Raw genomic sequence first — 20,903 nt, 5'->3', positions numbered from 1 at the left:
GGCGCGAGATGATCCTCCTGTCGGCGGCTGCGGAGAACGCGTCCGTCCGCCCCATACCCAGCGCCGCGAAAACGCGCTATAGACGCCGCCGAAACGGCGAGGCCGAACGGCATTTATGGCAAGAATATCCCTGAAGCTCGAGGAACTGATCGACGGCGAAGCCTTGCGCCGCGAGATGACCGAACTGACCGCGGCCACGGCAGGCGACGGCTCCGGCAAGGCCGCGCGCAGCGGCGTCCTCAAGCTTCTCAAAAGCCGGCTCGCCGACGGCCGCACGGTCGCCGAACGCATGCTGATGGACGATGGCAGCGGCACCGCCTGCGCCGCCCGGCTGTCGCATCTGATGGATGAGATCATCCGCGCGCTCTACGATTTCGCCGCCACCCATGTCTATCGCGTCAAAAACCCGTCTTCGGCCGAGCGCATGGCGGTCGTGGCCGTCGGCGGCTATGGCCGCGGCACGCTGGCGCCCGGGTCCGACATCGATCTGCTGTTCCTGCTGCCCTACAAGCAGACGCCGTGGGGCGAGCAGATCGTCGAATACATGCTCTACATGCTGTGGGATCTGGGGCTGAAGGTCGGCCACGCCACGCGCAACATCGACGAGTGCCTCAGGCTGTCGCGCACCGACATCACCATCCGCACCTCGATCCTGGAGGCGCGCTTCCTGTGGGGCGAGCAAAAGCTCTATGACGAGCTTTTGCAGCGCTTCGACCACGAGGTGGTGCGCACCACCGGCCCCGAATATGTCCAGGCCAAGCTCGCCGAACGCGACGAGCGCCACGCCAAGGCCGGCGAGAGCCGTTACCTGGTCGAACCTAACGTCAAGGACGGCAAGGGCGGCCTGCGCGACCTGCAGACGCTGTTCTGGATCGCCAAATATTTTTACCGCGTGCGCACCGGCGAGGAACTGGTCGACAAGGGCGTCTTCACCGACGCCGAATACAGGGAATTCCAGAAGGCCGAGGATTTTCTATGGGCGGTGCGCTGCCACATGCATTTCCTCACCGGCAAGGCCGAGGAGCGGCTGCATTTCGATATCCAGCGCGATATTGCCGAGCGGCTGGGCTACACCACCCATCCCGGCCTGTCGGCGGTCGAGCGATTCATGAAGCACTACTTCCTCGTCGCCAAGGATGTCGGCGACCTGACCCGCATTTTCTGCGCCGCGCTGGAAGAAGAGCAGGCCAAGCATGTGCCGGGCTTCAACCGTATCTTCCTCACCTTTTCGCGGCGCAAGCGCAAGCTCGCCGGCACGGCCGATTTCATCGTCGACAACCACCGCATCAACATTGCCGACGACGAGGTGTTCGAGCGCGATCCGGTCAACCTGCTCAGGCTGTTCTGGTTTGCCGACAAGCATGGCCTGGAATTTCACCCCGATGCGCTGAAGCTTTTGACCCGCTCTCTCGGCCTCGTCGGCAAGGCGCTCAGGCGCGACGAGGAGGCCAACCGGCTGTTCCTCGATATCTTGACCTCGGACCGCAACGCCGAGCTCAATCTGCGGCGCATGAATGAGGCCGGACTGCTTGCCAAGCTGATCCCGGATTTCGGCAAGATCGTCGCCATGATGCAGTTCTCGATGTACCACCACTACACCGTGGACGAGCACCTCATCCGCTGCATCGGCGTGCTGGCCGAGATCGAGCGCGGCGACGGGGAAAAGATCCATCCACTCGCCCACTCGCTGATGCCGGGGCTGAAGAAGAGCCGCGAGGCGCTCTATGTCGCCGTGCTGCTGCACGACATCGCCAAGGGCAGGCCGGAGGACCATTCGCAAGCCGGCGCCAGGATCGCCCGGCGCATCTGCCCGCATATGGGGCTGTCGCCGGCCGATACCGAAACGGTTGCCTGGCTGGTCGAGAACCACCTCGTTATGTCGATGACGGCGCAGACCCGCGATCTCAACGACCGCAAGACGATCGAGGACTTTGCCGCCATCGTGCAGTCGGTCGAACGGCTGAAGATGCTGCTTGTGCTTACCGTCTGCGATATCCGCGGCGTCGGGCCTGGGGTCTGGAACGGCTGGAAGGGCCAGTTGCTGCGTACGCTCTACTATGAGACCGAGCTTTTGTTGACCGGCGGGTTTTCGGAGGTGTCGCGCGCCAAACGGACGGCGGCGGCGCGCGAACAACTGGCCGAGGCGCTTGCCGACTGGCCGGAAAAGGCCCGCAAGCGTTATGTCGGCCAACACTACGAGAACTATCTGCTGGCGGTCGATCTTCCCGACCAGCTCCGCCATGCCGAATTCATCCGCGAGGCCGATCACGCCGGCAAGAAGCTCGCCACCATGGTGAAAACCCACCAGTTCGAGGCGGTGACCGAGATCACCGTGCTGGCGCAGGACCATCCGCGCCTGCTCTCGGTGATTGCCGGCGCCTGTGCCGCGGCCGGCGGCAACATCGTCGACGCGCAGATCTTCACCACCTCGGACGGCCGCGCGCTCGACACCATCCTGATCTCGAGGGAGTTCGACCGCGACGAGGACGAGCGCCGCCGTGCCGAGCGCGTCGGCCGGCTGATCGAGGACGTGCTGTCGGGCAAGAGCTGGCTGCCCGAAATGATCGAGAAGCGCACCAAGCCGCGGCGCGGCGCCAAGGTTTTCCGTATTCCGCCACGCGCCGAGATCCGCAACACGCTGTCGAACCGTTTCTCGGTGATCGAGGTCGAGGGGCTGGACAGGCCGGGCCTTCTGTCGGAGATCACCGGCATGTTGTCGGACCTGTCGCTCGACATCGCCTCGGCCCACATCACCACCTTCGGCGAAAAAGTCATCGACACGTTCTACGTCACCGATCTCACCGGCCAGAAGATCGACAGCCCGTCGCGCACCGCGACCATCCGCAACAGGCTGATCGCGGTGCTCGAGGGCACGGCGTCCGAGCGCGGCAAGACCAAAACGGCCGCCGAGTGACTGTTACCTTCCATTTGCCCCAATCGCACAGGCAGTCTTCAAGCGCATGAGCCTTGTCAAGAAATTCGCCACGGTCGCTTCCGGCACGCTGATGAGCCGCGCCCTCGGTTTCGGCCGCGAGATGCTGATGGCTGCTGCACTTGGCACCGGGCCGATCGCCGACGCCTTCAATGCCGCCTTCCAGTTTCCCAACACCTTTCGCCGGCTGTTCGCCGAAGGCGCCTTCAATGCCGCCTTCGTGCCGCTGTTCGCCAAGGAGATCGAGACACACGGCACCGACGGCGCCAAGCGCTTTTCCGAAGAGGTGTTCGGCGTCTTGTTCACGGCGCTTCTGGCGCTGACCATCGCCATGGAACTGGCGATGCCGCTGATCGTGCGCTATCTGGTGGCGCCGGGCTTTGCCGACACGCCGGGAAAATTCGAGACGACGGTGGCGCTGGCGACCGTCATGTTCCCCTACCTGATCTGCATGTCGCTCGGCGCCATGATGGCCGGCATGCTGAATTCGCTGCGCCGCTATTTCGCCGCTGCGGTGGCGCCGGTGTTCCTCAACGTCATCCTTATCGCCGTGCTTGCCTATGCCTGGTACAAGGGTTCGGACGCCCGCACCGTTGGTTTCGGCCTGGCTTGGGGCGTGCTGGCGGCCGGCCTGGTGCAGCTGGCGATCGTCTGGGCGGCGGTGCGCCATGCCGGCATTTCGATCGGCTTCCGGCGGCCGAAGATGACGCCGAACGTCAAGCGGCTGCTGATCCTGGCGCTGCCGGCGGCGATCACCGGCGGCATCACCCAGATCAATCAGCTGATCGGCACGGCGATCGCGTCGGCGCAGGACAGCGCGGTGTCATCGCTGGCCTATGCCGACCGCGTCTACCAGCTGCCGCTGGGCGTCGTCGGCGTCGCCGTCGCCATCGTGCTGTTGCCGGAACTGTCGCGGGCGCTGAAATCGGGCAATCTGGTCGAGGCCGCCAATCTGCAGAACCGCTCGGTCGAGTTTACCCTTTTCATGACCTTGCCTGCGGCGGCCGCGCTGCTGGTCATGTCCGAGCCGATCGTGCGGCTGGTCTATGAGCGCGGCGCCTTTGCCGCCAACAATTCGACGCCGACGGTCGCGGCAATCCTGGCGATCTTCGGGCTCGGCCTGCCGGCCTTCGTGCTGATCAAGGCGTTCACCCCAGGCTATTTCGCTCGCGAGGACACGCGCACGCCGATGATTTTCGCCGCCATCTCGGTGGCGGTTAACATTACGACGGCACTGACGCTGTTTCCGACGATGGGCGCGCCCGGCATTGCCGTTGCCTCCGCTGTCGCCGGCTGGGTCAATGCGGCGATGCTGCTCGCCGTGCTGATCCGGCGCGGCCATTGGGGCCGCGACGTGCCGCTCATGAAACGCATCCCGCGGCTGGTGCTGTCGGCGGCGGTGATGGCCGCGGCGCTCTATTTTGCCGAACACTGGTTCGCCGCAAGTCTCGGCTCCGGCTCGCCGCTGGTGATCAAGGCGGTGACGCTGCTTGCGCTCGTCGCCGGCGGGGCGCTGCTTTACTTCGTCACCGCCTTCGCCACCGGCGGTGCCGATTTCGGCATGATCCGCCGCAATATCGGGCGCAAGGGCTCCCAGCCGGTCAAGGAGCAATCTCCGGATCCGTGAGGGGGAAAATTCATCAGCGCCAATTTTGTTCTTGCTTTGTGCCGGCAGCTATGCTATTAATTTCGGTATGGTGCTAATTGGCTCCAACGACCCGCCCACCGAGGCGGGTTTTTGTTTCTGGTCGGCGCCATCCCTCAAACAGCCTTCTGTTCGGCCGACGTCAAAGCCTGCGCGCCCTGGCCAACGCCCCTCTTGATCGTCTCCTCGCTCTCGTCCATAAGCGCGCCGTCGCAAGACTTTCGCCGCGCGCGAAACGGCCCTCCACAAGCCAGGGAAACACCATGACCGATCAGCCCCCCTTCAAACCGCTCGTTTTTTCCGGCGTCCAGCCAACCGGCAATCTGCATCTCGGCAATTATCTCGGCGCCATCAAGAAATTCGTCGCCCTGCAGGACACCTCCGACTGTATCTATTGCGTCGTCGATCTGCATTCGCTGACCGCACAGCTCGTCCATGAGGATCTGCAGGACCAGACGCGGTCGATCACCGCGGCGTTTCTCGCCTCGGGCATCGACCCGACCAAGCACATCGTCTTCAACCAGTCGCGGGTGATGCAGCACGCCGAGCTTGCCTGGATCTTCAACTGCGTGGCGCGCATCGGTTGGATGAACCGCATGACGCAATTCAAGGACAAGGCGGGCAAGGACCGCGAGAACGCCTCGCTCGGCCTGCTCGCCTATCCCTCCCTGATGGCCGCCGACATCCTGGTCTACCGCGCCACCCACGTACCGGTCGGCGACGACCAGAAGCAGCATCTGGAGCTGACCCGCGACATTGCGCAGAAGTTCAACAACGACTTTTCGCATCGCATCGCAGCGCTTGGCGTCGGCGTCGAGATGCAGGTCGGCGAAGAGACGGTGAACGGCTATTTCCCGCTGACCGAGCCGGTCATCGGCGGCCCGGCAGCGCGCATCATGTCGCTGCGCGACGGTTCGAAGAAGATGTCGAAGTCGGACCCGTCGGACCTGTCGCGCATCAACCTGACCGACGATGCCGACGCCATCTCGAAGAAGATCCGCAAGGCCAAGACCGACCCGGAGGCTTTGCCCGGCGAACTGGACGGGCTTGCCGGCCGGCCGGAAGCGGAAAACCTCGTCGGCATCTATGCCGGCCTCGCCGAAATCTCGAAAGAGGCGGTGCTGAAGGAATATGGCGGCCAGCAGTTTTCGGTGTTCAAGCCGGCGCTGGCCGACCTTGCGGTGGAAAAGCTGGCGCCGATCGCCGGCGAGATGCGCCGCATCTCCGGCGACCGCGCCTATGTCGACGCGGTGCTGCGCGATGGCGGCGAGCGTGCCGGCACATTGGCCGAAGCGACCATGAAGACCGTGCGCGACATTATCGGCCTGCTGCAAGGCTAATGCATGTCGCGCAAAAGTGTGCAGCGGTTTTGCGATAACGACATGCATAAAACAGGAACCTGAAGCGCGTCGCTGGTCGAACGCATCGCGCTTTAAGCTGCACCAGCATTGCCACAGCCGCCGGTCGCTTGCGGGCGGGCTGTGGCGGTGGCAGATTGCGGCCGAAACCATCGAACAGGGTGAATATGGTCTCCAAACGCCTCAGCCGCGAAGTCGGTCATCGCCGCAAGTTCCTGGCGATCATCGACGATACGCCCGAATGCGAGCGCGCCGTCGCCTACGCCTCGAAGCGGGCGCAAAGCACGGGCGGCGTGCTGGTGCTGCTCTATGTCATCGAGCCGGATGATTTCCAGCACTGGCTGGGCGTCGAGAAGATCATGCGCGAGGAGGCGACCGCCACGGCGCGTGCCGCACTGGACAGCTACGCCAACAAGGTGCGCCAGAAGCTCGGCATCGAGCCGGAACTGGTGGTCCGCGAGGGCAAGCCTACCGAAGAGATCCACAAGCTGATCGAGGAAGACCAGGACATCGCCATTCTGGTGCTGGCGGCAGGCGCCGGCAAGGAAGGCCCAGGGCCGCTGGTCGGCGCGGTCGCCGGCAAGGGCGCCGCCTTTCCTATCCCGGTCACGGTGGTGCCGCAGAACCTGTCGGACGAGGAGATCGACAGCCTCGCCTGAGATGTGCTGATATTCAGGTGAGGCCGGCCTGCAAATGGCGGCTTCCTGCGCTTCCGGTGCTCACGTACCAAAAGTACGCTCCGCTCCGGTTCTCGGAAACCACCATTTTCGGCTCGGCCTGACCTGAATCTCAACACATCTCCAATCGTTTCAGCGAACTAGCAAAACATTCCGCCAGCCAGCCGTTCTCCCCGATGCCTTTCCCTTGAATGTCGGGCGGATAAAGCCTAATTAGAATTATTCCAAACTAGCTGCCCCAACGGGCACGGAGACGGCCATGTTCATCCAGACCGAGTCGACGCCAAACCCGGCGACGCTGAAATTCCTGCCCGGCAAGGAAGTGCTGCAAGAAGGCACCGCCGATTTCCGCGATGCCGATAGCGCCGCGACGGCTTCGCCGCTCGCCGGCCGGCTGTTCGAAATCCCCGGCGTCACCGGCGTCTTCTTCGGCTATGACTTCATCACCGTGACCAAGGACGGCCCCGACTGGCAGCATCTGAAGCCGGCTATCCTCGGCGCCATCATGGAGCATTTCATGTCCGGCGCCCCGGTGATGGCCAAGGCCGGCCCCGCCGCCGAGACCAGCCAGACCGGCGAATTCTACGACAAGGCCGACGAGGAGCTGGTCGTCACCATCAAGGAGCTGCTCGACACGCGGGTGCGCCCGGCGGTGGCCCAGGACGGCGGCGACATCACCTTCCGCGGCTTCGAGAACGGCACCGTGTTCCTGCACATGAAGGGCGCCTGCGCCGGCTGCCCGTCGTCGACGGCGACGCTGAAGCACGGCATCCAGAACCTGCTCCGGCACTTTGTGCCGGAAGTGCAGCACGTCGAACAGGTCTCCTGACGCACCGTTCCATCGTCAACGTCGATAGACAACAAAAAACCGGGCCAAAGTGCCCGGTTTTCTGTTTGCGACGTCTGTGTTGTTGCCTAGACGGTCCGCGTATAAGGGTTTTATATCACAATGACCTTGGCGCCGACCGAGGTGCGGTCGTAGAGGTCGATAATGTCCTGGTTCATCAGCCGGATGCAGCCCGACGACATCGCCTTGCCGATCGAATTCCATTCCGGGCTGCCATGCAGGCGATAACCCATGTCGCCGCCCTTGTTGAACAGGTACATGGCGCGCGCGCCGAGCGGGTTCTTCAACCCCGGCTCCATGCCACCGGCAAACTTTGCCAACTCCGGCTGGCGCTTGATCATCTGCGAAGGCGGTGTCCAGGTCGGCCATTCGCGCTTCAGCGCGATATGGGCGGTGCCGTGCCATTCGAAACCCTCACGGCCGACGCCGATGCCGTAGCGCATCGCTTCGCCGTCGCCCATGACGAAATAGAGGAACTTGTTCTGCGTATCGACGATAATGGTGCCCGGCTTTTCCCTGGTGTCGTAGTCGACGATCTGCCGGCGGTATTTGAACGGCACCTTTTCGATCGGAACGCGCGGCAGGTGATAGCCGGCGTCGGTCACCGCGCCGTAGTTGTTGGTGAAGATCTGCGAGCCGATGGTGCTGCAACCGGCGACAGCCGTCGACAGCGCCAGGGCCGCGACGATTGCAAGTGACTTCATGCGCATGAAAAGGTCCGATGCCTGCCCAAACAACAGCGGCTCGAGTCGGCCGCTTTTTTCATCTTCATTCATGCTGGCATTTGCTTTGCTTGCCAAGCGGGCGATGCCTATATCCTTGGACTTGCGTGCTGGTAAACCCGCGACTATGGCATTTCGGCAACAGCCCCCGCAGGATTATGTTGCAAAATCAATGGGGCCAGGAACAAGGACCAGGAGACGAAGAAATCACCCATGAAGTCGGCGACGCTGCCCGGCGCTCTGGCCTGCGGCCAAGACCATCCGTTGCTACGAGGAGATCGGCCTGAGACGCGGCCGCCGCAGGGGAAAGTCCAGACGGGCCCGGGTTTAATAAAGGACGCCGCGAAGCACGGCCCAAGCCAGAAGCCCGAACGTGCCGATCACCACCAATGCACCAAGGACCGTGCCGATCTTTTCAGGCAATCCATCGGGGCGACCAGGATCGTCGGCCATTCAACTATCGATCATGACGTAGGCCGCACCAAACACGGCAACGATAATTGCCCCAAGCACCGCCCAGCCTCTGATGGCCGAGCGGATTTCCTCCGGCGTCGCCGATTTCCGGTCGTCATCTTCCGTCATCTAATGCTCCTCCTAAAATCCGTGGCAGACATTGAAAACGCAAGCTGCAACGTGCGCCGTTCGAGAGCAAGCGTTCCCCAGCCTTCGACACTCCGCAGGGGCGGCGGTCACGATCCCGGTGGGCGGTACCGGATCGACTTGGCTTTGCCAAGCGCGTCCATCGTCTCTTCGACACTTAACAGGACGGTGGTCTGGTACGAGCTGAGCGCGCCTCCCGCACCGATGGCCAGCATGACAGAGGCCATGGACACGTTGTCCGGCGCCTCCCATAGGTTCCAGCCATCGTACTCCCCGAAGGCATACCAGAACCCGTGCAGCTTTCCGCCGACCGACTCGATGTAGGAACGGGCAGCCTCGCGTCTGTCCTCGGGATTATCCATCAAGCGCGCCCAGGTTTCGGGCCTGTAGCTGAATCGCGTGAGATACATCGGCATGGTTCGTCTCCTCCCAGAGCTGCCCCCACCAAGACAGTTAAGCGCCCCAATCCGGGAGAACGCGAGTCGTTTCCGAGGCGTAGTACCGCTGGCTTAGTTGCGGGGCCGCTAATAGACCTGTTTCAATTGCCTTTTCCCAAGGGGAGTAAGGTCAATGGCCGCATATCTCATTGCTGATGTAGACGTAACCGACGCCGCCGTTTTCGAGGAATACCGCCGGGACGTGCCGGCAACCGAAGCCCGCTACGGGGGAAGGTACATCGCTCGCGGCGGAGCCACCAAAGTTCTGGAAGGCGATTGGGAACCTCATCGCCTCGTCATTGTCGAATTCCCGGACATGGCGTCCCTCCTGGCATGGTACGACTCTCCGGAATACGGCCGCCTCAAGGCCATCCGCGAACGCTGCGCAAAGACGAGAATTATTGCTCTGGAGGGCATGATGCCGGTTAGCTGAAGGTCGGGTCGATGACAATGGCAAGTCTGAGTTGCCATATCAGGTGCGGCCCGGCGACGGGACAGGAGCATTCTGATATGAATCAGCAAGCTTGAAACTTGCGGGCGGGAAACGGCCAATGATGGGAGGATGACGCCGGAAACACTCATTGAACGGGACCTACAAATCAATATGACCCAACACCAGATCGGCAGGCGGTGTTACAGCGTGACCTAGGGTTGTGTCATGGCGTTGAAAATGCCGGCGCCAACTATCGCACATAAGGCTGCGGCCCCAAGCCCTCCCACAATGATGCACCACCAGGCGCGGCCATTTCCCCGAAGCACGGGATTCATTTTTATCATCCGTCGCGCCAGAAGCCCCTGGTAGAGTGCATAAGAAGACCCGAAACCGGCGAGCCAAATGACGGAAAATACGACGCCCCGCGTGAGCATCCTATTGAGCCTAGTCTGCTCGACCGTCAAACTTGCATTCTCAGTAACCATGCTTCGCCACCTTTTTGATTATGCTGCGACCACTATCGGGCCTGCAGCGGTGAATATTAGATCAACCGCGACGCCTCGCGAAAACATAGCTCCCCTCACCAGTAGGAAACGCATTCATAACGCGAGCGGCCCGCCTTGTGGAAGGGCGGGCCTTGTAGCGCCCGCTCCACAGTATTTTGCAGATTAGGTTTGTCAGCCAGATAATCGCCGCGAGGCGATTATGTACTTTACAAACAGGGAGGTCTGAAGACGCGGGTAGCCCCCTCTTCGGGGTCGATCACCAACACAACGTTTTCTGGGTTTTGCCAAGGCAGCGACATCACGTAGGCCGCAAAGTCGTCTTCGGAGAAATGGTTGAAGCCGCCGCCGGCTACAAACATTTGCGGGTGCTTGCTGCCGCCAAAGCTAGCCTCGACACTGTTAAGTTGTTGGAAGGGGCCGCGCTCCGCCAGCCATTCCTGTATGCGCTCAAAAAGAACGGGTTGACCGTTCGGGCTCGAACAGTCTTCGGCAGCGGATGTACAAAGCACCACACCGCTGACGACGCTCATTGTGCTTTCTTGCCCTTCGGCTTGTGTTTAGGGTCCGGCGGCGTTTTCGCCAGCTTGCCCATTATGGCATCGGCCTTGTCGGCCTTACCATCCGCATCGATTTCGCGCGCCTTCTCAATGAAGGCGGCAGACTGTGAAGGGTTGTCTGCCTTCATTTTCCTTCGGGTCTTTTCAGGTCGAGCTGCGGGCTTTTTGCTTCTGGTTTGCATATCGTGAGTTTGTGTCCTCCAACATTGCCCGACAACGGCAGGAGACCTAGGCTTTTTGCACTACCGCCATTGTCGAACGTATGGAACTCATGGGCACGGTAATGGATGGCTGTCGCCAAATGAATAGCATCCGGGGTAGAAAGTGTCTTCCCGGCGTGGGCTGCGGCATTTGCCGAATAGTGGTCACGCAGATCATGCGAAAGCCCGGCAACTTTGGTGTCCATTCCCAATTGCGTCATTCGCTTTATCAGGTCGGTGAAGCTGCTGCCAACGCCGACCGGTATCCTGGATTGCAGCACTTCGACCCGCGTCAAGACCGAAGTGACCAGCTTTACCTCGCGTCGTTTATGACGGGCGATTACCTCGCGCACGCCATCCATTTCGCCAGACTTCCGGTTCTCATCGTTGAGCCACGCGAGGAAAAGGCAGGTATCCCAATAGTAGATTGGACTAGCGCCAGCCATCGCGAAGCTCCCGGACAAAGGCTTCAGAACTCAAGCCGCCAGTCGCGTCCGGGGCGCGGCCTCTCAGATCTTCCCAATCGGGCAGATCGGATTCGGGGGGGTAGGCTTCGATGCTTGTTACCTCAATCTGGTGCGGGAAGTCGGTTCGCGCACGATAGAGAAGTGTGCCAAAGACCTCCACTTTGCGGCCAACCGCAGAGACGGCTTCGTCATATAAGCGAGCCGGAAAATGACAGGTTACCTTCTTTGGCCCAACATCTGGATAGATTTGGAACGTGTTGACCCCTAGGTGAAGGTTGATCTGTTCAAGGTTCCCCTGAAGAAACCCTTCACATTCCTCATCGACCGCAAGAGCGGCGTCAACGCGGCTGACGATCTGCGGCGTAAGGTCGATGCGACTATCGTTGAAAAGCAACGTCGCGCTTTTGACAGTCGTCCCAACTGGACGTGCTAGGTTCCGGATGTCCCAGAGCAATTCAGCATCAAGGTCAAGCAGGTCGCCGCCGCTCGCCAACGCCGCAGAAATCCGGTTCAGACTATCAATCACGATTAGGCCGGTAGGCGGCTTACCCGGCAACGGATGTGGACCGAGAGTGACGCGAACCGGACTATTGTAGGACAGCTCGGCGATACGAAAATAGCTGGCCGTCTTGCCCGCGTTTGCATCGCGATCAAGCCGATTGAGCGTGGCGTTTAGGTTCTGGAGTTCGGACAGAAACGCGGCGAGCCGCACTTGTCCGTCATCCTCGGGCAAGCCCTCAATGACAAGCGTAATGTGGTCTTCAGTAGCCATCAATCGCACCACCACATGAACGGACTTGGAGCTTACCCGGCGAACGAGTCCCGGTATTTCAAACGCTTTCCAACGATGCCAGCCATGGCCTTTACCGTCCTGTTGTTGTCATCGACGCCAAGCGCGATGCGGTTACTGTAGCGGAAATCGAACTCGGCAAGATAGCGGTGCAAATGCTGCTCGCCGCAATGCTGATAGATCCCCTTCATGCCACGTTTGAAGATGCTGTAATAGCCTTCGACCGTGCTGGTATGGACGGTCTTTTCGCCTTCGTAGCGGACGTATTCGTCCTTGGAATGCTTAACGACATCATGGGAGGCGAAATCCTGATCGGCGCGGCGATAGATGCCGCTTTCGTCGGTCATCAACGCGCTCTCGCGAGCGATGTTGGCGCGAACGATGGGCATGACGTTGCCCATGCGGGCGGTATCGACGTGGAAGGAACGCGCGCGACCACCACGCTCGACAAGCGTGACAACAGAATTCTTGTGAGCGCCACCGCCACGCCTTACCGGAGCGCCTTTCAGGCGACCGATGTACGTTTCGTCAACTTCGACATGCTTGCCTTCGCCGCCCATCGGAGAAAGGACGCCATCGCGCATTGCCTCACGCAAGCGATGGAACATGAACCATGCGGTCTTGTACTGGACCTGCAACGTCCGGTGCAGTTGGTGAGCGCTGATACCCTTCTTGCTGGACGCAAGAAGGTGCGCCGCTTGCCACCACTTGTGCAGCGGCACATGGCTTGATTCGAACACCGTTCCGACCTTCACGGTGAATTGCTTCTTGCACTCCAAGCAGCGGCGAAGGCCGGTGCGAGCGGTTGGGCCAGAGACTCGGGTAATGCGCGCCTGTTCGCAGTTGCCGCACTTCGGGCAAATCGGACCTTCGGACCAAACAATCGCTTCCAGCCGCTCAAAAGCAGCTTCTTCGTTGTGGAAATGTGGCTCGGAAAGGACGCTCATAACCCGGATTCCTACTGTGGATTCAAGGTATCAGGCATCGCCGTGTTTGTAAAGTACATAATCGCCCGCCGCGACCGGGTTCAAACCGTGAACAAAATCTGGCATGGTGCGGCCATGCCGATTATCTCACCTCTACCCCTCAATCCGCTCATCGATGGCCGCCAGTCGGAGCGCGCCATGCTGGTCCGGCGCGGCGTGCAGCGGCTGCTCAGGCAGATGGGCGCGCATGTCTTGCCCGAACTGTCGCTGGCCACCGGCCGCCGCGCCGACCTCGTCGCGCTGACCCGCCACGGCGACATCTGGATCATCGAGATCAAGTCCTCGGTCGAGGATTTCAGGGTCGACCGCAAATGGCCGGACTACCGGCTGCATTCCGACCGCTTCTTCTTCGCCACCCATCCCGGCGTGCCCCAGGAGATCTTTCCGGAGGAGTGCGGCTTCATTCTCTCCGACGGGTACGGCGCCGAGATTTTGCGCGATGCGCCCGAGCACCGCATGGCAGCGGCGACGCGCAAGGCGCTGATGCTGCGGATCGCACGCGCCGGTGCGTCGCGGCTGCTCGCGGCCGAGCTTGCCGGCGTGTCGGTGCCGGCGCTGGACGGCGAGAGCGAGTAGGGGGGTGCGCTCGTCGTGATTTCAGACGTCGTGCTGCCCCTCGTCCGGCCGCTGCGCGGGTGAGGGGGCATCTTCCCAAATGCGATAGCCCTGCGGAAGCGAGGATGAGAACCGCTATTCCACGATGCGGTAGATGTTCCACAGGCTGGTGCCCGACACCACGTAGGGCTCCATCTCCTTGCCCCATTTGGCGTGCGCGTCGATCTTGCCGATCCTGGCGAAGAACGCCTTCAACTGGCGAGGCTTTCGACCTGGTGATGTGACCCGACCGTCGCTTCCCGCGCGCCGATTCGGTCATGATCTGGAACTTGAGGTCGTCGAGACCGGCCTGCGAGCCGATCTCGCGTTCCCATTCTTTAACAGTTCGAGCACGGTCTGCTTGTGGCCGAACTTGGCGTCGATCTGCCATCTGGCACTGAACATCGCCGCCTCCTTATTCGTCCCAGGCCTGCACGACCGTCTGCCGTGCGATCTGGCCGTTCTTCAGCTCCAGCATCGCCGCGCAGAATACCTTGGTCCCGTCCGGATAGGAGCAGGCCTGGGTGAAGGCGAGGTTGTTGCCGTCGGCAATGGTGGTGTCGACCTTGTGGGTCATCGCCCGGCTGCAAATGTCGTCCCAGAACGTGGTGATCGCAGCGCGCCCGCGGATTTCGCGCGGCTTGCTCGGCGGGTTGTTGCGGTCGATCACCCGCACCAATGCGTCGTCGGCATAGAAGCTCGCCAGCAATTTTCCATCACGGCCCTCAATCGCCTTCTTGATCGCAGCGCCGTCTATCGTCTGTGTCTTGGTCAGCATTTTTTCCTCCATAGGCCCGTCTTCACCGGGCGTTCAGTTGATCAGAACCGCCCGGCGCTCATAGACGGGCAGGTGGTTCACTGCGACTTCGCCTTGACGGCCGCGAACACCTCGTCGGACTGCTTCTTGAAAGTGGCGAGATCGACCTGGCTGCCGTTGAGCATCGTCGACCAGTGGCGCACGATCGCCGCCATCGCCACCGCCTCCTTGATCTCCTCGTCGCTGGCGCCATTGAGCTTGGCCGCCTGCGTGTGGAAATAGATGCAGTACTGGCAGGGGATCTGCGAGGCGACGGCGAGGCCCATCAGTTCCTTGGTCTTGCCGTCGAGCGCGGTGTTCGGGTTGAGCTGCACGCCCTTGATCTCGGCCCAGGCGCCGGCAACGGCGACATCCGGCAGCGTCTTGAACATGTCCGGCACCGAGCCGAGCGTTGCCTGGATGTCCTTGTAGGCAGCCGTCGCCGAGGCGTCTTCGGCCTTGGCAGGAGCGATCGCCAACAGCGCGCCGACGCCTGCCGCCAGCACCAGTGATTTGAGTGTCGACTTCAGCATTTTATTCCTCCCTTCGCAGCGCCTTTCCCGGCGACATCCGCCTGGCCTGCATGGGACGAAGTGATAGCGCTTACGCATGCCTGGCCGCTTCGCCCGAAAGCGCCATGGCTGCTATGGCCCGTGCGGGCCAGCATGCCGGGCCGAGAACGCCGCCGCCGCCGCCCGCGACGGCAGGTCCAGCTTGAGCAGAATATTGGCGACGTGGCGCTTGACGGTGTGTTCGCTCAGCCCGAGTTCGGCGGCGATCGCGGCATTGCTCTTGCCGTCGGCGATGAGGTTCACCACCTCGCTTTCGCGCGCCGTCAGTGCGGCCGGCTCGGCAGCCTTGGCCTTCGGCCGGCAGGCCGGCTCCAGATGCTGTTCCGAGGTCGCCTGCACCAGCGCCAGCGGCTCATCCAGCTCGTCAAGCGCGATGCGCCCGGCGTCATTGAAATGAAGGCCTGAACCGGCGGCGAGATCGGCGACCAGCCGCGAAGCGAGGATGTCGCCGCGCCCGGCATGCGCGGCAAGCTGCATCGTCACGCGCGCCGTCAACCCCGTCGGCGGCCCACGCAACTCGACCTCGCCGACATGCACGCCCTGCGCGCTGGCGACGCCGATCTCCTGCGCCGCATCGCGCAGCCCCGCCGCGCAGCGTACGGCCCGCGCCGGGCCGTCGAAGCGCGCCATCATCAGCTCGCCATGCGTGCCGGCCGGGCGGCCGCCATGGCGCCCGACCGTAAGCCGCCAGCTTTCCTGAAAACGCTGGCTGCGCTCGCTCCACATGCGGTCGCCAAGCCGCGCCGTGTCGTAGATCCGGGTGACCAGCAGTGCAGCCAGCACGCGCTCGGCCTCGGCAACGGCGCGCGCTCCGGTCAGGAATTCCTCTATCAGATCGGCCACCCGGTCGATATCGCCGGTCCAGATCGGGTGGTCGCGCCCGGCCACCTCGATCAGCCGCGAATTCGGGATCTTCCTTGCCAGGAAGCGGCTGGCCTCCGGGTCGACGCGCGCATCGTTGCGGCGATGGATGAGCAGCGTCGGTGCGCTGATCGCCGCCAGCACGCCGCGCACGTCGATAGCCGCATTCATGCGGGCCAGGGCGATTGCCGCGGTCGGGCTCGCCGACAGCCGCTCGAAGCGCGCCCACCATGTGGCGAAACGCGGATCGTCGACGCGGCCGGGCGCGAAATGCGGCAGGGTGGCGCCGGTGCCCCATGCGGTCTCCGCCGTCGCGATGAACGCCTCAAGGCGTTCCGGCGGCATCACCCATTTGTGGAAATGCGCATAGCCGCCATAAAGCGCCAGCGCCCGCGTCCGCTCCGGGTAGGTGGCGGCGAACAGCATTGCCATCGGCGCGCCTTCCGAAGCGCCGAGCAAGGCGGCGCGGCCGCTGCCGGTCGCATCCATCACCGCGCGTACATCGTCCATGCGGGTTTCGAGGCTGGGCAGGTGGTGGACATCGACGCGGTCGGACAGACCGGTGCCGCGCTTGTCGAACAGGATCAGCCGTGAGAACGCGGAAAGCCGCTTCAACAGCCGGGTGTAGCCCTCGTCTTCCCAGTGCAGGTCGAGATTGGAAATGAAACCCGGCACGAAGACGAGATCGAGCGATCCCTGGCCGACCACCTGATAGGCGATCCGCACGTCGCCACTGAGCGCGTATCGAGTTTCGATCGGCCTCACGAGTTGTCCGCCCGACCCGACGATTTCTTATCGCCGGATCATAGCAGAGGCGCGCGGCCTGCGGCAGATGAAACTTCAGAGAGTGTGAATGTGGGCCCGCGGCGCCTACTTCTGTGACGCGGCGGCAGTCTCGGTGTTCGCTCCGCCGACGCTAAAACCTGCGCCCTCCGGCGCGCCCGGCCGCTTGATGTGTGGCGCGGCCGCGACGACAAGCTCGTTGAACCCCTCGCCACCGCTGTCCAGCATCTCGAACAATTGCCGGCGCATCCTCGGCTCCCAGAATTTGTTGATGTGCTCGGCGACGCCGGCAATGCCTTGCTCGCGCGGCTTTGAGTGGAAAAAGGCGGCAATCTGGTTGGCCATGCGAACCAGCTTTTCGCTGGTGCTCATGAGGTGGCCCTCGTCATGCGACATGCTTGGCAACTCCGGAAACCACGCGGTCAGGATGGGTGAAAATATCGAAATCGTCGCCGCGCACCAGCGCCACCAGCGTCATGCCGGAATCGTTCGCGGTGCGGATGGCAAGTGCCGTCGGCGCCGAGACGGCAATGATGACGGCCGAGCCGATCGCCGCGGTCTTCTGCACCATCTCGACCGAAACGCGCGACGTGACGACGACGGCCCCCGACCTGCCGTCGATACCAGCTTTGGCCAGCGCGCCAGCCAGCTTGTCCAGTGCGTTATGGCGGCCGACATCCTCGCGCGCCATGACGATGCCCTTGCCGGGAAGGTAAAAACCGGCGGCGTGGACGGCACCGGTCTCGGCGTGCAGCGGCTGCAGCTTCGACAAAAGCTTGACCGAGCGGACGATGTCATTGGCCTGAAGTGTAAGTTGCGACGCACCGACCGGGTTTACCGAGCGCATCGCCTCCTCGATCGATTCGATGCCGCACAACCCGCAGCCGACCGGGCCGGCCAGGCGTCTGCGACGCGCTTCGAAGCGGGTGTTGGCCTGGTCCTTCAGCCGGATCTGGATATCGATGCCGGCGCCGTGATCCTCGACTTCGATCGCTTCGATTTCGTCCGGCGAGGCAATGATGCCTTCGGTCAGCGAGAAGCCGAGCGCGAAATCCTCGAAATCAGCCGGGCTTGCCATCATCACCGCATGCGTGGTGCCGGCAAAGGAGAACGCCACCGGCGTCTCTTCCGGCACCATGCGGTTGGCGGCCGCAGTGCCGCCGGCGCGGCGCGCGAGACGCGAGATCTGCGCAATGGCTTTGCGGCGCGCGGTCAAGGACTACTCCGCCGCTTCCAACTTCGCGATGCGGCGGCTTTGCTTTGCCTGCTCGTCATAGTCGCGCTGCCATTCCGACGGGCCGTTGGATGCACCCACCTGCACCGCGGTCACCTTGTATTCCGGGCAGTTGGTCGCCCAGTCGGAGAAGTCGGTGGTGATGACGTTAGCCTGGGTGTCGGGATGGTGGAAGGTCGTATAGACGACGCCCGGCGACACCCGCTCGGTGATCAGCGCGCGCAGCGTCGTCTCGCCCGAGCGGCTGGTCAGCCGCACCCAGTCGCCATCGCGCAGGCCGCGATTTTCGGCATCGTGCGGATGGATCTCCAGCCGGTCCTCGCTATGCCAGACCACGTTGTCGGTGCGCCGGGTCTGCGCGCCGACATTGTATTGCGACAGGATGCGGCCGGTGGTCAGCAGCAGCGGGAAGCGCGGTCCGGTCCTTTCGTCGGTCGCGACATATTCGGTGCGGATGAACTTGCCCTTGCCGCGCACGAAGCCGCCAATGTGCATGATCGGCGTGCCTTCCGGCGACTTCTCGTTGCAGGGCCATTGCACGGAGCCCACCCGGTCGAGAAGGTCGAAGGAAACGCCGGCGAAACTTGGTGTTGTCTTGGCGATCTCGTCCATGATCTGGGACGGATGCGTGTAGTTCCAGCCGAGGCCGAGCGCCTTGGCGAGCTCCTGCGTCGCTTCCCAGTCGGCATAGCCGCATTTCGGCTCCATTACCTTGCGCACCATGTTGATGCGGCGCTCGGCATTGGTGAAGGTGCCGTCCTTCTCGAGGAACGTCGAGCCGGGCAGGAACACATGCGCGTAGTTGGCCGTCTCGTTGAGGAAGAGGTCGTGCACGACGACGCATTCCATCGCGGCGAGACCGGCGGCGACATGCTTGGTGTCGGGGTCCGACTGCAGGATGTCCTCGCCCTGCACATACAGTCCCTTGAACGAGCCGTCGACGGCCGCATCCAGCATATTGGGGATGCGCAGGCCGGGCTCGTCGTCGAGCTTGACGCCCCACAGGCTCTCATAGATGGCGCGCACCGCGTCGCCTGAAATGTGGCGATAGCCGGGAAGCTCGTGCGGGAACGAGCCCATGTCGCAGGAGCCCTGCACATTGTTCTGGCCGCGCAGCGGGTTCACGCCGACGCCCGGCCGGCCGATATTGCCGGTCGCCATGGCGAGGTTGGCAATGGCGATGACGGTGGTCGAGCCCTGGCTGTGCTCGGTCACGCCGAGGCCGTAATAGATCGCGCCGTTGCCGCCGCGAGCATAGAGCCGCGCCGCGCCGCGTATGTCGTCGGGATCGACATTTGCAAGCTGGCCGACCACTTCCGGGCTGTTTTCCGGCAGCGCCACGAACGATGCCCAGTCCTGGAACTCGTCCCAGTCGCAGCGCTCGCGGATGAAAGCCTCGTCGAACAGGCCCTCGGTGACGATGACATGGGCAAGTGCGGTCAGCATGGCGACGTTGGTGCCCGGCTTCAGCGGCAGATGGAACTGCGCCTCGACGTGGGCCGAGCGCACGATGTCGGTGCGGCGCGGATCGAGCACGATCAGCTTGGCGCCCTCGCGCATGCGCTTCTTCATGCGCGAGGCGAACACCGGATGCGCATCGGTCGGATTGGCGCCAATCAGCAGGATCACGTCCGTCTGCTCGATCGAATCGAAGTCCTGCGTGCCGGCGGAGGTGCCGAAGGTCTGGCCGAGGCCATAGCCGGTCGGCGAATGGCAGACACGGGCGCAGGTATCGACATTGTTGTTGCGGAAGCCCTGCCGGACCAGCTTCTGGACGAGGTAGGTCTCCTCGTTGGTGCAGCGCGACGAGGTGATGCCGCCGATCGAGGTGCGGCCGTACTGGTACTGGATGCGGCGGAATTCGTTGGCGGTATGGGTGAGCGCCTCTTCCCACGACACTTCGCGCCACGGATCACTGACCCGCTCGCGGATCATCGGCTTCAGGATCCGGTCCTTGTGCGTCGCATAGCCATAGGCGAAGCGGCCCTTGACGCAGGAGTGGCCGTGGTTGGCCTTGCCTGCCTTGTAGGGCATCATACGAATGACCTCGTCGCCCTTGACCTCGGCCTTGAACGAGCAGCCGACGCCGCAATAGGCGCAGGTGGTGACGGTCGAGCGCTCGGGCAGGCCTTTCGCCAGCACGGTCTTCTCCCTCAGCGCATCGGTCGGGCAGGCCTGCACGCAGGCCCCGCAAGAGACGCACTCGGAATCGACGAACGCCTCGTGCATGCCGGCCGAGACCCTGGATTCGAAGCCGCGGCCCTCGATGGTCAGCGCGAACGTGCCCTGCACCTCCTCACAAGCGCGCACGCAGCGCGAGCAGACGATGCACTGCGTCGGATCGTAGGTGAAATACGGGTTCGATTCATCGCGGGCGATGTAATCGATGGTCAGCGAGCCATGGCCGGGCGCCACGCCGTTTTCCTGCTTCACGTGGTTGCGGCCGTCCACGCCATAGCGGTTCTCGGTCAGGCCGACCGTCGTGACGACCTTGTCGAACTCGCTGGCGCCAGTGCCGGCCTTCTCGCCCCACGCCGCAGGATGGTCGGAGACGTAGAGTTCCATCACGCCGCGGCGAATCGCGTTCAGCCGATCGGTCTGCGTATGCACGACCATGCCTTCGCCAACCGGCGTCGTGCATGAAGCCGGCGTGCCGCCGCGCCCGTCGATCTCGACGAGGCAGACCCGGCAGGAGCCGAACGAGTCCAGCATGTCGGTGGCGCACAGTTTCGGGATTTCGACGCCCGCTTCCATCGAAGCGCGCATGATCGAGGTCCCCGCCGGGACCGTTATCGACTTGCCGTCGACCGTCAGCGTCACTTGCTGCTCGGCTTCAGAGGCAGGTGTGCCGTAGTCGATTTCCTGGACCAGCGATTTGATGTCGAATGCCGCGTTCATGGCTGTCC

General features: G+C 62.9%; 22 protein-coding genes. 7 read left to right on the top strand and 15 right to left on the bottom strand.

Translation table 11 applies throughout. The features are described 5' to 3' along the window. The first annotated feature begins 115 nt into the window (after positions 1-115). From NKH67_RS13410 to NKH67_RS13390, 5 genes are all read left to right on the top strand, one after another. Positions 116-2,914: a [protein-PII] uridylyltransferase gene (locus NKH67_RS13410; protein ID WP_353012051.1), complete on the top strand. Its 2,799-nt coding sequence runs from the start codon at positions 116-118 to the stop codon at positions 2,912-2,914. A 46-nt stretch (positions 2,915-2,960) separates the two neighbouring features. Beyond that, the gene (gene murJ / locus NKH67_RS13405; RefSeq protein WP_353012048.1) at positions 2,961-4,559 is read left to right on the top strand and encodes a murein biosynthesis integral membrane protein MurJ; all 1,599 of its coding nucleotides are present in this window, start codon (positions 2,961-2,963) and stop codon (positions 4,557-4,559) included. Between the two features lie 281 nt (positions 4,560-4,840). Next, the gene (gene trpS / locus NKH67_RS13400) at positions 4,841-5,917 is read left to right on the top strand and encodes a tryptophan--tRNA ligase (RefSeq protein WP_353031101.1); all 1,077 of its coding nucleotides are present in this window, start codon (positions 4,841-4,843) and stop codon (positions 5,915-5,917) included. Between the two features lie 185 nt (positions 5,918-6,102). After that, entirely contained in the window at positions 6,103-6,594 is a 492-nt protein-coding gene (locus NKH67_RS13395; RefSeq protein WP_023676385.1) for a universal stress protein, read from the top strand. Positions 6,595-6,871: 277 nt separating this feature from the next. After that, the gene (locus NKH67_RS13390; protein ID WP_023676386.1) at positions 6,872-7,441 is read left to right on the top strand and encodes a NifU family protein; all 570 of its coding nucleotides are present in this window, start codon (positions 6,872-6,874) and stop codon (positions 7,439-7,441) included. Positions 7,442-7,551: 110 nt separating this feature from the next. Here the strand turns inward: NKH67_RS13390 and NKH67_RS13385 are convergent, their stop codons facing one another. The 4 genes from NKH67_RS13385 to NKH67_RS13370 all read right to left on the bottom strand — a co-directional run bounded on the left by NKH67_RS13385 (position 7,552) and on the right by NKH67_RS13370 (position 9,197). Beyond that, on the bottom strand, positions 7,552-8,169 hold the full coding sequence (locus NKH67_RS13385; protein WP_352448678.1) for a L,D-transpeptidase: 618 nt from the start codon (positions 8,167-8,169) through the stop codon (positions 7,552-7,554). Positions 8,170-8,508: 339 nt separating this feature from the next. After that, entirely contained in the window at positions 8,509-8,634 is a 126-nt protein-coding gene (locus NKH67_RS13380; protein WP_352540448.1) for a hypothetical protein, read from the bottom strand. After that, complete coding sequence (locus NKH67_RS13375; RefSeq protein ID WP_302893588.1) at positions 8,635-8,763, bottom strand: hypothetical protein; 129 nt, start codon at positions 8,761-8,763, stop codon at positions 8,635-8,637. 107 nt (positions 8,764-8,870) lie between these two features. Beyond that, positions 8,871-9,197 (bottom strand): GYD domain-containing protein, encoded by a 327-nt coding sequence (locus NKH67_RS13370; RefSeq protein ID WP_023676390.1) that lies wholly within the window; start codon positions 9,195-9,197, stop codon positions 8,871-8,873. 154 nt (positions 9,198-9,351) lie between these two features. Here NKH67_RS13370 and NKH67_RS13365 point away from each other — a divergent pair, with 154 nt between their 5' ends. Next, entirely contained in the window at positions 9,352-9,651 is a 300-nt protein-coding gene (locus tag NKH67_RS13365) for a DUF1330 domain-containing protein (RefSeq protein WP_352613829.1), read from the top strand. A 712-nt stretch (positions 9,652-10,363) separates the two neighbouring features. Here NKH67_RS13365 and NKH67_RS13360 read toward each other — a convergent pair. Genes NKH67_RS13360 through NKH67_RS13340 form a run of 5 tightly spaced genes read right to left on the bottom strand, consistent with a single transcriptional unit; the run spans position 10,364 to position 13,118 of the window. Continuing rightward, complete coding sequence (locus NKH67_RS13360) at positions 10,364-10,687, bottom strand: hypothetical protein (protein ID WP_352748939.1); 324 nt, start codon at positions 10,685-10,687, stop codon at positions 10,364-10,366. Beyond that, positions 10,684-10,842, bottom strand: coding sequence for a hypothetical protein (locus tag NKH67_RS13355; RefSeq protein WP_353031099.1), 159 nt, complete (start codon positions 10,840-10,842; stop codon positions 10,684-10,686). The genes NKH67_RS13360 and NKH67_RS13355 overlap by 4 nt, the downstream gene beginning before the upstream one ends. Further along, on the bottom strand, positions 10,839-11,360 hold the full coding sequence (locus NKH67_RS13350) for a type II toxin-antitoxin system VapC family toxin (RefSeq protein WP_353031097.1): 522 nt from the start codon (positions 11,358-11,360) through the stop codon (positions 10,839-10,841). The genes NKH67_RS13355 and NKH67_RS13350 overlap by 4 nt, the downstream gene beginning before the upstream one ends. Next, positions 11,347-12,153: a hypothetical protein gene (locus NKH67_RS13345; RefSeq protein ID WP_353031095.1), complete on the bottom strand. Its 807-nt coding sequence runs from the start codon at positions 12,151-12,153 to the stop codon at positions 11,347-11,349. Before NKH67_RS13345 ends, NKH67_RS13350 begins: the two co-directional genes overlap by 14 nt. 32 nt (positions 12,154-12,185) lie before the next feature. After that, positions 12,186-13,118 (bottom strand): IS1595 family transposase, encoded by a 933-nt coding sequence (locus NKH67_RS13340; RefSeq protein ID WP_353031093.1) that lies wholly within the window; start codon positions 13,116-13,118, stop codon positions 12,186-12,188. A gap of 114 nt (positions 13,119-13,232) precedes the next feature. On the opposite strand from NKH67_RS13340, the gene NKH67_RS13335 reads away from it, so the two are divergent. Beyond that, positions 13,233-13,733: an MmcB family DNA repair protein gene (locus NKH67_RS13335; RefSeq protein ID WP_353031091.1), complete on the top strand. Its 501-nt coding sequence runs from the start codon at positions 13,233-13,235 to the stop codon at positions 13,731-13,733. Between the two features lie 433 nt (positions 13,734-14,166). Here NKH67_RS13335 and NKH67_RS13330 read toward each other — a convergent pair whose 3' ends face one another. The 6 genes from NKH67_RS13330 to fdhF form a co-directional block, all read right to left on the bottom strand. Further along, entirely contained in the window at positions 14,167-14,529 is a 363-nt protein-coding gene (locus tag NKH67_RS13330; RefSeq protein ID WP_352448516.1) for a nuclear transport factor 2 family protein, read from the bottom strand. Between the two features lie 77 nt (positions 14,530-14,606). Further along, positions 14,607-15,080, bottom strand: a complete 474-nt coding sequence (locus NKH67_RS13325; protein ID WP_352681353.1) for a carboxymuconolactone decarboxylase family protein — start codon at positions 15,078-15,080, stop codon at positions 14,607-14,609. A 111-nt stretch (positions 15,081-15,191) separates the two neighbouring features. Then, on the bottom strand, positions 15,192-16,745 hold the full coding sequence (locus NKH67_RS13320; RefSeq protein WP_353031089.1) for an alpha/beta fold hydrolase: 1,554 nt from the start codon (positions 16,743-16,745) through the stop codon (positions 15,192-15,194). 105 nt (positions 16,746-16,850) lie between these two features. Continuing rightward, on the bottom strand, positions 16,851-17,159 hold the full coding sequence (locus NKH67_RS13315) for a formate dehydrogenase subunit delta (protein ID WP_352469984.1): 309 nt from the start codon (positions 17,157-17,159) through the stop codon (positions 16,851-16,853). Next, the gene (gene fdhD, locus NKH67_RS13310) at positions 17,149-17,979 is read right to left on the bottom strand and encodes a formate dehydrogenase accessory sulfurtransferase FdhD (protein ID WP_352702418.1); all 831 of its coding nucleotides are present in this window, start codon (positions 17,977-17,979) and stop codon (positions 17,149-17,151) included. Before fdhD ends, NKH67_RS13315 begins: the two co-directional genes overlap by 11 nt. 3 nt (positions 17,980-17,982) lie before the next feature. Continuing rightward, positions 17,983-20,895 carry a formate dehydrogenase subunit alpha gene (gene fdhF, locus NKH67_RS13305; RefSeq protein WP_353031087.1) on the bottom strand — a complete coding sequence of 971 codons (2,913 nt, stop codon included), beginning with the start codon at positions 20,893-20,895 and terminating at the stop codon, positions 17,983-17,985. Between the last annotated feature and the right edge of the window lie 8 nt (positions 20,896-20,903).

The sequence above is a fragment of the Mesorhizobium sp. M0968 genome, assembly GCF_040319065.1.
GTDB lineage: Bacteria > Pseudomonadota > Alphaproteobacteria > Rhizobiales > Rhizobiaceae > Mesorhizobium.
This window is presented reverse-complemented; position numbering and strand designations above follow the sequence as displayed.